Raw genomic sequence first — 14,505 nt, 5'->3', positions numbered from 1 at the left:
TGGCGAAGGTTTCAAAGCGTATGAGAAACGGGATCGGACGCCCCCGGCGGGGCATCCGATCCCGTTTCCATTTACCAAAAAATATCCCTGCAAAAAATCGCCGCGCTGTTTTTCGGCCTTCACGGCTTCGCCGATTTGCAGGCGAAAGCTTCCTCACCGCACTTTTTCACTCACCGGTACAAAAACGACGGCATGATCTGATAGCACTGGCGAATCACCGTACTGCACCGTTCACCGTAAAAAGCGAGGTATTTCTTTTTCTTTTCCCGCTCGATCCCATTGCGTTGGACGAACGTTTTCCAGTGCGAACAGGTTTTGTGGCAGCCCTCCCGATAATGAGGGCAAGAGTTCTGACAAGGCAGCATGGCGGCACACTCCATTCTGAACAAATCCTTTCAGCCCAGGGAAACCGCTTTTTTGTCCTGCATCCCTTTACCGGGCTGAAGCACTTTTCTCTGTCCTTATCATACTACGCGCCGCGCTGTCTCTCCATCACAGCTTTGTAAAATATTCATAAAGAAATAGAGCATCCCGCCGTGCCAAAAGCATTTACTCCTGCGGCGGCTGAGGCTGTGGCTGCGGCGCCGCGCTCTCCGGGCGGATCGGGATGACGCTCTTTTTCACCATCAGCCCTTCATATTTCAGCTTGAACTGCACACGGCCGTAAAAGCTGCTGTGGCACGAGCGGCAGGTGAAGATCGCGCGGTAGCTTTTGTTCTTGAGCTGCCAGTCCCCGACGCGCTGGGCCGGGCGGCCGCAGTCCGCGCAGTGGAACACCATGTCGCCGGGGCGAATCAGCGGGCTGTTCAGATCACACAGGATCATGGTCTTGAACGTCATGCGGCGGTAAAACTCGTCGTCCGCCGTCTGCTCCATCGCGGAAAGACGAAGCGGATCGTACACCCGCTGGAGACAGCGCAGGGAAAGCAGGCTGTCCCCTAAAGCGCGGTGGTGATCGAAATCGTCTCCGCTGATGCCAAGCAGCTCCGCCGCCGTTGTCAGGCCCAGCTGGCGGCCCGGCTCCGCGTTCAGCATCTGCTGGCAGTAGGCTTGCAAATCAATGTATTTATCCAGAAACGGGATCCGCTGGTTCCCGCAGAAATAACGGCAGTTTTCGATCAGTGTGAGGATATCCGAGGTACCCCAGGTCAGAAGCACAGCCCCGCCCATCCACTTGCGGAAACGGCTTGTCACCTGCATAAATTGCAGGCCGCCCTCCAATTCCTCATTTGTGATGCTTGTAAGCGTGCAGATCTTCCCGCTGATTTTCTTTCCCACCTGCGGGCGCACCAGCGCCTCATAGGTGTCGAGGATGTTGAGCGATTCGTCGACCTTGACCGCTCCGAACTCGATGATCTCATTGATAAAGCCCTTGATCCGGCGGCTGTAGGTGCCGTTCCATTCCAGATCCAGGATGACATACGTTTTTTCCGGCATCTTCGTTCCCTCCGTTCCGGGCTGCCTGTGTATTTGCAGCAGGGCGGCCGCACCGGGAACTCCGGCACAGCCGCCCGATTGTTGTTATTTTTTCTTGCTGGCCAGCTTCATGCGCTGCTCCTTGCTCAGGATGGTCTTGCGCATGCGCACACTCTTCGGCGTGACCTCCACCAGCTCGTCGTTCTTGATGAATTCCAGGCACTGCTCCAGGCTCAGCACCGTGGGAGGCGTCAGCTTGAGCGCTTCATCCGAGCCGGAGGCGCGGGTGTTCGTGACGTGCTTCTTCTTGCAGACGTTCACGGTGATGTCCTCCGCCTTCGGGCTCACGCCGACGATCATGCCCTCGTAGACCTCCACACCGGGCCCGATGAACAGGCGGCCGCGATCCTGCGCGTACCAGAGGCCGTAGCCGGTGGATTCGCCCGTCTCATGCGCAACAAGCGATCCCTGCGGGCGCTCCGGGATATCTCCCTTATACGGCTCATAGCTGTCGAACACGTTGTTCATGATGCCGTTGCCGTTGGTATCCGTGAGGAATTCCTGGCGGTAGCCCATCAGGCCGCGCGCCGGGATTTTAAATTCCAGGTGCGTCACGCCCGTGTCGCGCGTACCCATGTTGATCATCTCGGCCTTTCTGCCGCCGAGCTTCTCCATCACCGCGCCCACATAGGAATCCGGCACCTCGATCATCAGAAGCTCGATCGGCTCATACAGCTTGCCGTCGATCTCCTTGTAAATCACATGCGGGCTCGATACCTGGAACTCATAGTTCTGGCGGCGCATCTGCTCGATGAGGATCGACAGGTGCAGCTCGCCGCGGCCGGAGACTTTAAAGGTATCGGCGGAATCGGTTTCCTCCACGCGCATGGCCACGTTCGTCTCGACCTCCTTGAACAGGCGGTCGCGCAGGTTGCGGCTTGTCACATACTTGCCCTCGCGGCCCGCAAAGGGGCTGTTGTTGACCATGAACAGCATGGAGACGGTCGGCTCGTCAATCTTGACGAAGGGCAGCGGCTCAACACAGTCCGGTGCGCAGGCCGTCTCGCCGATGTTCAGATCCGTAAAGCCGGACACCGCCACCAGATCGCCCAGCGCGGCAGACTCGACCTCCACACGGCGCAGTCCCTCAAACTGGTAAAGCTTGCCGATTTTCACGTTGCGGGTGGAACCGTCGCGGCAGCAGAGCACCATGGCTTGTCCGTCGCGCACCGAACCGCGCTCCACGCGGCCGATACCGATGCGGCCCACATAATCGTCATGGTCAATGTTGGAAAACAGAATCTGCGCCGGGCCGTTCCGGTCGCCCTGGGGAGCGGGCACCTCGCGCAGGATCATCTCAAACAGCGGCTTCATATCCGTGCCGGGGACATTCGGATCCGTGCTGGCGTAGCCGTCGCGGCCGGACGCATACACCACGGGGAATTCCAGCTGATCATCGTTCGCGCCAAGTTCAATAAACAGGTCGAGCACCTCGTCGACCACCTCAAGCGGGCGCGCGCCGGGGCGATCCACCTTGTTGACCACGACGACGGGCTTCTTGCCCAGGCCGAGCGCCTTTTTCAGCACAAAGCGCGTCTGGGGCATGCAGCCCTCGAACGCGTCCACCAGCAGCAGCACGCCGTCCACCATCATCAGGATGCGCTCCACCTCGCCGCCGAAATCGGCGTGGCCGGGCGTATCCACAATGTTGATCTTCACGCCGTCGTAGCTGACGGCGGTGTTTTTGGAAAGGATGGTAATGCCGCGCTCACGCTCCAGATCGTTGGAGTCCATAACGCGCTCGGCCACCGCCTCGTTGCTGCGGAAAATGCCGCTCTGGCGCAGAAGCTGGTCGACCAGCGTGGTCTTGCCGTGGTCGACGTGCGCGATGATGGCAATATTTCTGATATCCGATCTCACATCCATACTTGTGTAACCTCTTCTCTTCGACAATTCCGCGGCCCGGCTGTCGCGGCGCCGGCGCCTTTCCGTTCTCTTTTCCACCCGCAGAAGGGCGATTGCACAATATAATAGTATAGCATACCGGGGCAAAAATGAAAATCTTTTTTGTGACAGACTTTTTTCCGCCATGCCCCGTCATTCCTGTGCCGTATGCCCAAACCGATCTCAATCCTTCTTCTTCCGTCTGCGGGCAGCGGCTTCCCGCAGACGGGCGATCGCTTCCCGGCCAGTGCGCACACGCATCGTCGGGAACGCTGCCAAAAGTCTCCTGTGCGCAAAGCGCAGACTCTGCTCCAGGCGTGCCTGCCGCTCGCGCAGACGGTCCACGGCCTCCTCCCGTCCGGCCTGCGCCCGCTGGCCCAGCGTATCCACAGCAGCAAACACCGCGCTGCGCTGCTCCGAGACAGCCGATTCCGTGCGCTCGCGCAGCTCGTCGAGAATCTGCTGCAAATCCTCCAGCTTCCCGCGCAGCTGCAAAGCACCCAGCACGGAAACCACAACATCCGCCGCGAAAACGGCCAGAAGAACCACGCTTACGATCGACAGAACAAGCGGTGAAAGCTTTTCCACCCACCCAAGCAAAACAGGATGAATGACGCGCATGAGCACTACACACATCACACCGAACAGCAGAGAATTTTTCAGGCATACCCTGCCGTGCAGATTCCATTTTTTATCGGAATAATCCCACCATTTCGCGTGGAAAATTGTTTCCAGCAGCCATCCTGTGACATACTCCAGCACGCTGGTGACGAGCGCTCCTCCCAGATAAAGCAGCGGCACTGACCAGGCGATCGGCGTGAGCAGAAAAACAGCCAGCAGAGCGCCCACCCCGTAGACGGGACAGACCGGACCGCTGAGAAAACCCCGGTTGATAAAACGGTGTGCCGGGATGGAACAGTAGATGCTTTCGCACAGCCAGCCAACGGCGCTGTAGCTTAGAAACAGGAGAAACAAAATTCTGGGATCGGACACAAAGCGTCCTCCTTTCGGCAGGTTCTTCCGCTTATTGTAGCATAACGCAGCCCTTCCCCGCAACCGCTCAGAAAAATGCCAGCAGCAGAGAGAGCAGATAATACAGCAGCGCGGCCCCCACCGCCGGGAGTACCACCCAGGTGACGGGGTCGGCATCCAGCTCCGTGACCCGAAGCAGCCGGTAAATGGAAAGGGAAGCATTGAAAATCTCGCTGAAAAACAGGATGGCCGCATAGCCCGCCATTCCCCAGAGGGGAAGCAGCAGCGCCACCGCCGCGACGCGCAGCAGCGAATCCGCGAGATTGCACCGGAAAGAAAACATCTGCTGATCCAGTCCCTTGAGCATCCCGTCCACCACATTGTCCACATACATCAGCGGCACAATGGGAGCCATGATCCGCAAAAGGTTCCCGGCCTCAGCACTCTGAAAGAAGAAGCGGCAGAGGGGATCGGCAAAGACGATGAGCAGAGCCGTGACAAAAAAGGAGAAGGTAAGCGTGAAGCGGATCGCTTTCCCCGCCGTGCGGCGGATCGCCGCTTTGTCCCCGCGTGCCGCCGCCCCGGCCAGTTCCGGCACCAGAAGCTGGCACACGGAGGTCACGATCGCCGCCGGGAACCAGATCACCGGCATGGCTACGGCCTGCATCCGCCCATACTGGGACAGCGAGCTTTCCAGATCCGCCCCATGCAGGCGGAAGCCGCGCGGCACCAGCAGGTTTTCCAGGCTGCTCAGGCCGCTGCGGACAAACGAGCTGCTGACCACCGGCACGGCGATCCGCAAAATCCCCCGCACCGGCGCGGGCGCGCCGCGTTTTTTCCCCTTGGCACAGCGCAGGAAGCAGAGCCCCGCGAGGGAGAAGGACGAAACCTCCCCGAGCGTGGATCCGAGCATAAGTGCTTCGAGCGGCGGCAGGACGTTCAGCAGCCCCACGCCCGTGCCGATCGACACAGCCTGTTCGAGAATATCGGCAGCGGCGGGAACACCCGGGCGCCCCTCCGCGAGAAACCAGCCCTTGAGGCAGGCACAGCACGCCATAAACGGCAGACCGCACGCAAGGATCCGCAGGGGCCGCACGGCCAGAGGACTCGAAAGCACCTGCAAAGCCAGCGGCGAAGCCCCCGCCCACAGCGCGGCGCCCGCCGCCAGGCTTGCGGAAAAAGCCAGCAGCACACAGCGCCGCAGCGTGCCGAGCGCGCCCCCGCCCTCTGCGGCCAATCGCGTCACCGCCAGCCCCAGGCCGGAGGTGCAGGCCGTCACCGCCAAAGCAAACAGGGAGAAAATAAGCTGGTACAGTCCCATGCCCGCGTCCCCGATGCGCACACACAGATACGAGCGGAACAGAATCCCGCTCAGGCGCAGCAGCAGCGTCCCTCCCGTGAGCACCGCCGCCCCGCGCACAAAAGCCCGTCTCCCTGCCATGGCCTCACCCCCTTCTCCCTATTCCTATTCGTCAGAAGGGAAAATAAGTCTATCCTCCTCCGCAAAATTATGCTATAATTGATCCACACATGTTATGGAAAACCAGACAGAAAGGATATTACAATATATGGATTGGACGGAAATTTGCATCACTGTGGAGGCGCGGGACGTGGACCGCGCGGGGGATATCGCACAGATGGTGGTTCCTTACGGGATTTATATGGAGGATTACTCCCATCTGGAGGAGGAGGCGATGGAAATCGCCCACATTGACCTCATTGATGAGGAGCTTCTGAAAAAGGATCGGACAAAAGGCGTGGTGCACGTCTACATCAGCCCGGAGGAAAACCCCGCCGAAGCGGTGTCGTTCCTGCGGGAGCGGTATCAGGCGGAAGGGATCGCGCACGAAATCACCACGGCTTCCTGCGCCGAGGAGGACTGGATCAACAACTGGAAGAAATATTTCAAGCCGATTCCTGTGGGAGAGCGGCTTCTGATCCGCCCCACCTGGGAGGAATACGACGGATCCGCCGGAGACGATCGTGTGGTGCTCAGCCTCGATCCCGGCCTTGCCTTCGGCACCGGTACGCATGAGACGACGCGCCTGTGCATGCAGCTTCTGGAAGAATATGTGCAGCCCGGCCAGTCGATGCTCGACGTCGGCTGCGGCAGCGGTATTCTGTCCGTGGCTGCTCTGCTGCTTGGGGCAGGCTCCGCCGTGGGCGTGGATATCGACGAGCTGGCGGTGAAAACCGCCCGGGAAAACGCCGCACTCAACCAGGTGGAGGACCGCTTCACTGCCGTGTGCGGCGATCTGACCGACAAGGTGACGGGGCAGTATGATATTGTGGCAGCAAACATTGTCGCGGACGTGATCATCCGGCTGACCAAGGACATCGAGCGTTTCCTCAAGCCGGGCGCGCTCTATTTGATGAGCGGGATCATCGATACGCGGGAGGAAGAGGTTCTCGCGGCGATCGCGCCGCGCTTTGAACTGGTGGCGCGCAGAGAGGAGAAGGGCTGGATCGCGCTGGCAGCCCGCCTGAAATGAAGAATCAACGGAAACTTACAGCCCTGCTGATGGCGGCTGTTGTATGGATTGCCGCCGTATGCCCCGCCGCTTTGGCCGCTGGAAAAGAATACTCCTTCGCGGAGCAGGGGATCCGCTTCACGCTCCCCGAGGAACTGCGCGTGCTGGAATACCCCGTGGAGGACAGCGATCCGCTCATTCCGCTGACGGGCTATTTCACCGCCGACGATCTGAATCAATACTATGAGCAGACGGGAACGCTGCTGGAAGCATATTTCCCGGATTCGGGCGCGTTCCTCTCCGTGGAAGCATGGCAGAACGAGGAAAGCCAGGCGATCGGCTCCTATGCCGCGGAGAGCGAAAGCGAATTGCAGAGCCGGATCGAGGAATACCCGATCGACTGGGAAAGCGACCCGCCCGGACGTTCCACCGCAACGGTGGAAAAGCTGGCGGGGCAGCCCTTCCTGCTCTTTTCCGAGGAAATGGGCGAAAGCATCACTTTACGCTACTATGAAACGGTATACGGCGGCCAGTGGATTTACCTCTCCCTGTACCCGGCGCAGGCCGACGAAGCCTTGGGCCAGGAAGAGCTGGATGCTCTTGGCTCTCTGGCGGGCTCTGTCTCGTTTTCCACCGATCCCACCGCCGCTGTGGAAAACACCGCCGCTTCCGATTGGATGGAGACGCTTTCCCTGGTGCTCTTCTCGCTGGGGCTCCTGCTCTTTGTCCTGCTGGTGATTTTCCTCGCCCGGTCAATCCGCCGCAGCCAACCGGTTCCGACGGTGCTCCCCGGCTTTGCCTGCCGTGTCTCCACGCCGGTCGGCCCCGCGGATTTCTACCCGCAGTATTTCGTGGTGTTCCCCACCGGCGGACAGCCGCTTTCGTTCCGTTATGAGCAGACAAGAGGTATTGTCGAAACGGACGACTGCTTCTGGATCTATCCGCCGAACCTGCCCCCGCTTCCGCTGGCGAAGAATGCCTTCCTCGGGGGAAGCCCGAAGCGTTTCAGTCTCCTGCTCTCCCGGTGGATCCAACCCGCCCCGCAGGCGCAGGCGAATGCAGCTGAACCACAGGCGGACGCATCTACATCCGAAACGGCACACAATCAGGACACGAACACACCTCAGATATGAAAAAACAAACCGGCCCCCTCTCCCGCATCATTTGGGAGAGGGGGCCGGTCTTTCATAGTCCTTCTTCACGCAGGCGGCTCACCAGAGAGACGTAAAACTCGCGCACATCAAAGCCGGGGATGTTCTGACGGTTGAGATCAATCAGGTCGCCGTGGGACAAACCCCGCCGCCCCGGCGGCTCCAGCATCTCAAACGACTCACCCCAGCGCATGGACTCCACGCCCACCAGCCCGTCGTTTGGGCCGTCGAAGTGGCGGACGAAGCGCCATGTCAGAAAAAGCGGCATCGGCGCGGAGAAGGAGGATCGCATCCGGGATCCGACGCTGCGGTACCGCACACCCGGCACATCCGGCATCTCCTCGTTCAGCTCCTTGCAGCGGGAGGAGGTCAGATCCTGCACAGCGTCCATGAAATTGGGATTTGGATCCCCAAAACGATGCAGGGCCGCGTTGTAGCTTTTGGCGATGAACGCGCAGATGGACGGCGGGCACTTGCCAAGCAGCCAGTCAACAAAGGCGCAGCCGCGGTGCGGCGTGTTAATCGTCGTAAGGGAGGCCACAAGCGGAGCCAGCCCCAGCCGGGAAATCGCCCAGCGGCTGTCCAGCCCGCCCTTGGAATGCGCGATCAGGTTCACCTTTTCACAGCCCGTTTCGCGGACAATCTCCTCCACACGCGCTTTCAGCTCCTCCGCGCAGGAGGCTACCGAGGCCGCCGACTGCTGGTTTCCGTACCAGACGCACGCGCCGTTGCGGATCAACTCCGCCGGGACGCGGCCCCAATAGTTGAAGAAGCGCTGATCCCGGAAAAAGACGCCGTGCACCAGCACCAGCGGATAGCGCGTCGCACACAGAGTATTCTCACGGCGCACCGCGTCAAGCTCCTTTTTCTCCGTTTCAAACAGGTATTCCTGCCGCACGGCGCGGCAGGTCTGCCAGAGCAGGAAGAGATTGAGCAGGGGAATCCACCAGCACAGGAGCAGCAGCACACGCCCCCGGATCCCGAGCTGCACGGAGGTGACAAGCATGCGGGCCACCCCGTTTACGCAGAGGATCAGGCCAATCAGAACAGCATACACAATGCCGATCAAAAGCTGCGGCAGGGAGATTCCGAGACGGCCCATGTTCAGCAGCCAGTACAGATACAGGCAGAAATTGACCGTGCAGGCCACGGTGTTGATCTCCGTGAGGATTTCGCCCCCCAGCATCATGCCGAGCCGTGTGAAGCAGTCTTTTTGCCACAATGGCAAAACGTTGATTGCTATGAAGCACAGCCACAGGGCAAACGCCAGTCCCGCCCCCATGAGCGGGCCGAATCCCAAAAGCGCACCGCACACCGGAAGATTGGCAAGAACCACCGCCACAATCGTTCCGGTTATTTTTTCCGCCCGATTCATCCTGATTCCTCCTCTTTTCGCAGTCAGGCTGCCTTTTTCTTCCCGCGCAGGGGAAGCCCGCTTTCCAGACGGCGCAGCCGGACATAAAACATTACAATCAACAAAACCGCCGCGCCCGTCCAGGCAATGACCTCCGCGAGAAACACACCGTCCTGCCCGACAAAGGCCGGAAGAAACAGTACGCTTCCCACACGCATAAACATTTCGATAAAGCCGGATGCCATTGGCACAATCGTATCACCCATACCCTGAAGCGACGAGCGGTATACATGCAGCAGATACAGCACAAACAGCATAGAGCTCATGATGAACAGATAGCGGTATGCCACCGCCATCACCTGCTCCTGCTGCTGCGGATCGCCGGAGATAAACAGCATAAGGATGTACCGCCCCAGCAGGATCATCAAAGCGGAAATCACCAGCGCGGTGAGGACAGCCATCCGGCGGCCCGCACGGATTCCGGAGCGGATCCGGTCATACCGCTTCGCGCCGAGATTCTGGCCCGTGTACGTCGCCATGGAAAAGCCAAACGAGGTAGCGGCAATCTCCAGAAGGCCGTACAGCTTGTTGGTGGCCGTATACCCTGCCACAAAAAGGACGCCGAAACCGTTCACCACGGACTGCACCGCCATGCCGCCCACAGCAATGATGGTGTTTTGCAGGGCAAGCGGCGCGCCGAGACTGAACAGGCGGCGCATGAGAGGCGCGCCCAGACGCCACTGGGATTTCTCAATGCGCGGGATCGGCAGGCCGCGCATTGCCCACAGGCAGATCAGGCACGAGACGACCTGCGCGAGTACCGTCGCGCCCGCCGCCCCGGCGATCCCCCAGTGGAACACCAGCACAAACAGCAGATCCAGTCCGACATTCAGCACCGAGGCGATCACCATCGCGATCAGCGGGGTGCGGCTGTTGCCCATCGCCCGCAGGATGGACGCAAACGCATTGTAGCCCATGAGCGCCAGCGTACCGGAGAACATGACGTGCAGGTAATCGAGCGAGCCCGGCAGGATATCGGCGGGCGTATGGAGCAGCAGAAGCACCGGCTCCGCCAGCAGCAGCGCCGCCGCCGTCAGCACGGCCCCCACCGCGCCGGAGAGCAGGATCGTGCCGGTAATCGCACGGTTCAGGCCGTCCCAGTCCTCCGCGCCGAAGCGCTGGGAAATCTGGATGGAAAAGCCCTGCGTCAGGCCCTGCACCAGACCGATCACCAGCCAGTTGAGCCAGTCCGCCGCACCGAGGGACGCCAGCGCGTCCACCCCGACGAACTTGCCGACCACCATGGTATCGACCATCACATACATCTGCTGGAACATATTGCCCAGCATAAGCGGCAGGGCGAAGGACAGGATCAGCCTGGCCGGACGCCCCTGCGTCATATCGCGTACTTTTGCCATGAAATTGTGTTCCTCCCCCGCGCCGGACAGGTGGGCGCACACTCCGCCCGCGCTCCGGCGCACGATTGCAGTTATATTCAGTTTATCATATCTCCCCGCCTCCCGCAAGCGCAGAGAGGCAAAACGCCCCGCCGCAAAGGTTGCGGCGGGGCGTTTTCATTTTATTTATTTGAGGGCCGGGGCAAGCTTGGCGGGGCGTGCGGCGGATTTGGCCTCCTCCGGCCAAATGTTGTAAATCACTCCGCTTTTGGCCACCATCGAGATCGGCGTTTTCGGCAGCAGCTTGTGAAGGATCTCCACAAAGCCGTTGACCGGCGCCTCGGCCATTCCTGTAAAGATATGTTTGGCCCCAATCCGGCGGGCAAAGCTGGCCGCAATCACGGGGGCGTTGTCCTGAAAATACACGGTCATCTCCGCGCCGGCGTCCCTTGCCGTCTGGCGCAGATACTCCAATTCTTCGCCGCATGATGTTCCGCACGGTTCAACGGGCTGCACACAGAGCACATGCAAATCACATGCCTCCTGATCCGCCAGCCTGCGCCCGGCCCGGATAAGCCTGTCGCAGTCGCGCTGTCCCGTGACGCAGACCATCACGGCTGATTTCGCTTTCAAAGCGGGAACCTCCTTTCTGAGCCGGATTTTCCGGCTTTCTCCATCCTCAGTATAGGAGATTTTTTCCGCTGATTGAAGAACGGCGCATGTATAATAAATGAACAAATTATGAATTTTTTATTTCTACATTTTTCCACAATTTACTGAAAGTTTTCCACCGTTTCGGACAGCACTTTTCCCAATTTTCGACCCGGTTTTCAGCGCGTCTCCCCCACCTTCGGCAGAAGGCGGAAAAGCGCATGGCAGCGGGCTTCGTCCATCTCCGGAGTATCCTCAAGCGGGAACGGAATCCCCATCGTGCGGTATTTTTCGAGACACAGCTTGCGAAACGGAAGCAGCTCGATTTTCCGCAGGTTGGAATAGGAAGCCGCCTCGCGCCCAAGCGCGCGGATATGCTCCTCCCCGTCCGTCAGGCCGGGCACCACGACATGCCGGATCCACAGCGGCACACCCATGCGCTCGGTCAGCCGCAGAAACTCTTTGACACGGGCGAGACTCCCCCGGCAATATGCCGCATAGTCCTCCTCGGTGAGGAACTTGAGGTCCGCCAGTACAAGATCGGTATGGCGCAGGACACGCTCAGCGGCGGCGAGGTCTCCCGTGCAGGAGGTGTCCAGCGCGGTGTGCACGCCCTCGCTTTGCAGGATTGTGAAGAGTTCTTCCACAAACGCGGCCTGTAGAAGCGGTTCGCCGCCCGTGACGGTGACGCCGCCCTCTTTTCCCCAGTATGACCGGTAGCGAAGCAGCTTTCTCGCCAGCTCCGCGGCCTCGATCGGTTCGCCCCCGGAGGGATCCCAAGTGTCGGGATTGTGGCAGTACGCACAGCGCAGCGGACAGCCCTGCAAGAAGGCGACGGCCCGGATGCCGGGCCCGTCCACCGCGCCGAGCGACTGGATCGAATGAAGCCGCCCCGTCATACGCTCACATGGAACGTGCGGGCAATGACCTCGCGCTGCTGCTCACGGGAAAGCTTGTAGAAGTTGACCGCGTAGCCGGAAACGCGGATCGTCAGGTTCGGGTAATCCTCCGGATGCTCGTAGGCGGCCATGAGTGTTTCGCGGTTGAGGACGTTCACGTTCAGGTGGTGCGCCTTCTGGCCGAAATAGCCGCCGAGGATGCACACCAGATTCGTCACGCGCTCGTCGTCCGTCTTGCCAAGCGCCTGCGGCACGATGGAGAAGGTGTTGGAGATGCCGTCGCGGCAGACATCATAGCTGAGCTTTGCAACGGAATTGAGCGAAGCCAGCGCGCCGGAGCGGTCGCGGCCCGCCATCGGGTTCGCGCCCGGAGCCAGCGGCTCGCCCGCCTTGCGGCCGTCCGGGGTGGAGCCGGTCTTTTTGCCGTACATCACGTTCGAGGTGATCGTCAGGATGGACAGCGTATGCTCCGCGCCGCGGTAAAGCGGATTCTTCTTGAGCTCCTTGCAGAACAGCTCCACCTGCTCCGCGGCGATGGAATCGACGCGGTCATCGTCGTTGCCGAAGGCCGGATATTCGCCCTCGATCTCGTAGTCGGTGATGAGGCCTGTCTCCGGGTCACGCACGCAGCGCACCTTCGCATATTTGATGGCGGAAAGAGAATCGGCCATACAGCTCATGCCCGCGATGCCGAAGGCCATGAAGCGGTGCACATGGGAATCGTGCAGCGCCATCTGCGTCTTTTCGTAGCAGTATTTGTCGTGCATGTAGTGGATGATGTTCATCGCGCTCACATACGTTTTCGCCAGCCACGGGCGGTAGAAGTCAACGAGCTCCACCACCTTGTCATAGTCGAGATACTCGCCCTGATACGGCTCGTGCTCCGGGCCGACCTGCATATTCTTCTTCTCGTCGCGGCCGCCGTTGAGAGCCAGCAGGAGAAGCTTTGCGAGGTTGGCGCGCGCGCCGAAGAACTGCATCTGCTTGCCGACCTTCATCGCGGAAACACAGCAGGCGATCGCGTAGTCGTCGCCGTAGAGCGGGCGCATCACGTCGTCGTTCTCATATTGCAGCGCATCGGTGTCGCAGGAAACCTTCGCCGTGAAGCGCTTCCAGTTCTCCGGCAGCGCCTCGGCCCAGAGGACCGTCAGGTTCGGCTCGGCGGAGGGATTCAGATTATAGAGCGTGTTGAGCATGCGGTAGCAGTTTTTCGTGACGAGGTGACGGCCGTCCTCCCCGATGCCGCCGATCGACTCGGTGATCCACATCGGGTCGCCGCCGAACAGCTCGTTGTAATCGGGCGTGCGCAGATGGCGCGCCATGCGGAGCTTCATCACGAAATCGTCCATGATCTCCTGCGCGCCGGACTCGTCGAGAATCCCCTCGCGCAGATCGCGCTCGAAGTAGATATCGAGGAAGGTGGAGACGCGGCCCAGGCTCATCGCGGCGCCATTCTGCTCCTTGATGGAAGCGAGATAGCCGAAGTACGTCCACTGCACGGCTTCGCGGGCATTTTCCGCCGGGCGGGAAATGTCAAAGCCGTAAGAAGCCGCCATCTTCTTCATGTCCTCGAGCGCCTCGAGCTGCATGGAAAGCTCCTCGAGCGCGCGGATGGTGCGCTCGAGCATCGGCTCCTCGCCGCGCGCAAGCTTATCCTTTTTCTTTTCCTCGATCAGGCGGTCCACACCGTAGAGCGCCACGCGGCGGTAGTCGCCGATGATGCGGCCGCGGCCGTAAGCGTCCGGCAGGCCGGTGATCAGCCCGCAATGGCGCGCCGCGCGGATCTCGGGCGTGTAAGCGGAGAACACGCCGTCGTTGTGCGTGCGGTGCTGGCGGAACTGCTGCTCCACATTCTCAGAAACGGTATAGCCGTACGCCTTGCACGCGTCGTGCACCATGCGCATCCCGCCGAAGGGATTGCAGGCGCGCTTGAGCGGCTCATCGGTCTGGAAGCCGACGATAATCTCCTTCTCCTTGTCCAGATAACCGGGAGCGAAGGCAGTGGGGGTGATGACGGTATCAACGTCAATCTTCAGCACACCGTCCTTCTCGTGCTCCTGGCGGAACAGCTCGTCCATCTCCCCGCACAGCGCCAGCGTGCGCTCCGTCGGCCCGGCCAGGAACGACGCGTCCCCGTCATACGGCGTATAATTGTGCTGAATAAAATCCCGAACGTTGATTTCTTCCTGCCAAATACCGGGAGTAAAGTCTTTCCAAGCTGTCATCAAACAACACACCTTTCCGTTTTGT

The 14,505-nt window shown here is 60.3% G+C and carries 12 protein-coding genes; 3 read left to right on the top strand and 9 right to left on the bottom strand.

The window, feature by feature from the left end:
• Positions 1 to 20: 20 nt before the first annotated feature.
• On the top strand, positions 21 to 506 hold the full coding sequence (locus tag B5F35_RS18660) for a hypothetical protein (RefSeq protein WP_162611326.1): 486 nt from the start codon (positions 21 to 23) through the stop codon (positions 504 to 506).
• Positions 507 to 549: 43 nt separating this feature from the next.
• Here the strand turns inward: B5F35_RS18660 and B5F35_RS04475 are convergent, their stop codons facing one another.
• The 4 genes from B5F35_RS04475 to B5F35_RS04460 form a co-directional block, all read right to left on the bottom strand.
• A complete protein-coding gene (locus tag B5F35_RS04475; RefSeq protein ID WP_087238479.1) occupies positions 550 to 1,437 on the bottom strand; it encodes a 3'-5' exonuclease in 888 nt (295 codons plus the stop codon).
• Positions 1,438 to 1,521: 84 nt separating this feature from the next.
• Complete coding sequence (typA, locus tag B5F35_RS04470) at positions 1,522 to 3,342, bottom strand: translational GTPase TypA (protein WP_087238477.1); 1,821 nt, start codon at positions 3,340 to 3,342, stop codon at positions 1,522 to 1,524.
• Positions 3,343 to 3,543: 201 nt separating this feature from the next.
• Positions 3,544 to 4,353 carry a putative ABC transporter permease gene (locus B5F35_RS04465; protein ID WP_242969395.1) on the bottom strand — a complete coding sequence of 270 codons (810 nt, stop codon included), beginning with the start codon at positions 4,351 to 4,353 and terminating at the stop codon, positions 3,544 to 3,546.
• Between the two features lie 67 nt (positions 4,354 to 4,420).
• Complete coding sequence (locus tag B5F35_RS04460; protein WP_087238473.1) at positions 4,421 to 5,773, bottom strand: oligosaccharide flippase family protein; 1,353 nt, start codon at positions 5,771 to 5,773, stop codon at positions 4,421 to 4,423.
• A gap of 127 nt (positions 5,774 to 5,900) precedes the next feature.
• Here B5F35_RS04460 and prmA point away from each other — a divergent pair, with 127 nt between their 5' ends.
• Together prmA and B5F35_RS04450 are read left to right on the top strand one after the other, a co-directional pair.
• The gene (prmA, locus tag B5F35_RS04455; protein ID WP_087238471.1) at positions 5,901 to 6,824 is read left to right on the top strand and encodes a 50S ribosomal protein L11 methyltransferase; all 924 of its coding nucleotides are present in this window, start codon (positions 5,901 to 5,903) and stop codon (positions 6,822 to 6,824) included.
• A complete protein-coding gene (locus B5F35_RS04450; protein ID WP_087238469.1) occupies positions 6,821 to 7,936 on the top strand; it encodes a hypothetical protein in 1,116 nt (371 codons plus the stop codon). The genes prmA and B5F35_RS04450 overlap by 4 nt, the downstream gene beginning before the upstream one ends.
• Positions 7,937 to 7,988: 52 nt before the next feature.
• On the opposite strand, the gene B5F35_RS04445 is transcribed toward B5F35_RS04450, so the two are convergent.
• The 5 genes from B5F35_RS04445 to pflB form a co-directional block, all read right to left on the bottom strand.
• Positions 7,989 to 9,329, bottom strand: coding sequence for an esterase/lipase family protein (locus B5F35_RS04445; RefSeq protein WP_087238467.1), 1,341 nt, complete (start codon positions 9,327 to 9,329; stop codon positions 7,989 to 7,991).
• Between the two features lie 23 nt (positions 9,330 to 9,352).
• Entirely contained in the window at positions 9,353 to 10,726 is a 1,374-nt protein-coding gene (locus B5F35_RS04440; protein ID WP_087238626.1) for an MATE family efflux transporter, read from the bottom strand.
• A gap of 165 nt (positions 10,727 to 10,891) precedes the next feature.
• Positions 10,892 to 11,338: an adenine nucleotide alpha hydrolase family protein gene (locus tag B5F35_RS04435; protein ID WP_242969394.1), complete on the bottom strand. Its 447-nt coding sequence runs from the start codon at positions 11,336 to 11,338 to the stop codon at positions 10,892 to 10,894.
• Between the two features lie 197 nt (positions 11,339 to 11,535).
• Positions 11,536 to 12,255: a pyruvate formate-lyase-activating protein gene (gene pflA / locus B5F35_RS04430; protein ID WP_087238464.1), complete on the bottom strand. Its 720-nt coding sequence runs from the start codon at positions 12,253 to 12,255 to the stop codon at positions 11,536 to 11,538.
• Positions 12,252 to 14,480, bottom strand: coding sequence for a formate C-acetyltransferase (pflB, locus tag B5F35_RS04425; RefSeq protein WP_087238462.1), 2,229 nt, complete (start codon positions 14,478 to 14,480; stop codon positions 12,252 to 12,254). The genes pflA and pflB overlap by 4 nt, the downstream gene beginning before the upstream one ends.
• Positions 14,481 to 14,505 lie beyond the last annotated feature (25 nt).

It is taken from the genome of Anaeromassilibacillus sp. An200 (assembly GCF_002160025.1).
In the GTDB taxonomy this organism is placed as follows: Bacteria; Bacillota; Clostridia; order Oscillospirales; family Acutalibacteraceae; genus Caccousia; species Caccousia stercoris.
The sequence above is the reverse complement of the archived record's forward strand: the minus strand, read 5'-3'. Positions and strand labels throughout refer to the sequence as shown.

Excerpts from the sequence above, each read along its gene's own strand:
- B5F35_RS18660 (WP_162611326.1), top strand. The coding sequence starts at position 21 with ATGAGAAACGGGATCGGACGCCCCCGGCGGGGCATCCGATCCCGTTTC.
- B5F35_RS04475 (WP_087238479.1), bottom strand. The coding sequence starts at position 1,437 with ATGCCGGAAAAAACGTATGTCATCCTGGATCTGGAATGGAACGGCACC.
- typA (WP_087238477.1), bottom strand. The coding sequence starts at position 3,342 with ATGGATGTGAGATCGGATATCAGAAATATTGCCATCATCGCGCACGTC.
- B5F35_RS04460 (WP_087238473.1), bottom strand. The coding sequence starts at position 5,773 with ATGGCAGGGAGACGGGCTTTTGTGCGCGGGGCGGCGGTGCTCACGGGA.
- prmA (WP_087238471.1), top strand. The coding sequence starts at position 5,901 with ATGGATTGGACGGAAATTTGCATCACTGTGGAGGCGCGGGACGTGGAC.
- B5F35_RS04450 (WP_087238469.1), top strand. The coding sequence starts at position 6,821 with ATGAAGAATCAACGGAAACTTACAGCCCTGCTGATGGCGGCTGTTGTA.
- B5F35_RS04445 (WP_087238467.1), bottom strand. The coding sequence starts at position 9,329 with ATGAATCGGGCGGAAAAAATAACCGGAACGATTGTGGCGGTGGTTCTT.
- B5F35_RS04440 (WP_087238626.1), bottom strand. The coding sequence starts at position 10,726 with ATGGCAAAAGTACGCGATATGACGCAGGGGCGTCCGGCCAGGCTGATC.
- pflA (WP_087238464.1), bottom strand. The coding sequence starts at position 12,255 with ATGACGGGGCGGCTTCATTCGATCCAGTCGCTCGGCGCGGTGGACGGG.
- pflB (WP_087238462.1), bottom strand. The coding sequence starts at position 14,480 with ATGACAGCTTGGAAAGACTTTACTCCCGGTATTTGGCAGGAAGAAATC.